The sequence below is a fragment of the Mesorhizobium sp. M2E.F.Ca.ET.209.01.1.1 genome (genome assembly GCF_004010375.2).
Lineage (GTDB): Bacteria > Pseudomonadota > Alphaproteobacteria > Rhizobiales > Rhizobiaceae > Mesorhizobium.
Window position 1 is genome coordinate 1 of record NZ_SADP02001162.1, and the last position, 291, is coordinate 291.

A 291-nucleotide genomic window follows, 5' to 3' on the forward strand; every position below is an offset into this window, starting at 1 on the left:
CCGCAGCCTCGGTGTTGGTGGGATTTGACCTTCCCGCCTTCCCGCCTGGGGCTTTGAAGGCTGTTGCGGATTTGAACTTCATCGGCTTTGCGGGTTTAGGCTTTGCCTTTTCTTCCGAGGATGGAGGCGCCGGCTTGTCGGCGGCCTCGGCAGCCAATGGCTTTGGCGCCACGACCGCTTGCTTTTCGCCGGTTTGCGGCGTCGCCTGCTGTTTGTCGGTGTCTTCAGTCTCCTCCTTTTTCTCGCTTTGCGCGGGTTTTTCGGCCGGCACGGCGGTTGCCGGCTTCTCGT

The 291-nt window shown here is 61.5% G+C and carries 1 pseudogene; it reads right to left on the bottom strand.

The window, feature by feature from the left end:
* Window positions 1-271: pseudogene (locus tag EN852_RS39555) on the bottom strand (hypothetical protein); the annotation flags it as partial.
* Window positions 272-291 lie beyond the last annotated feature (20 nt).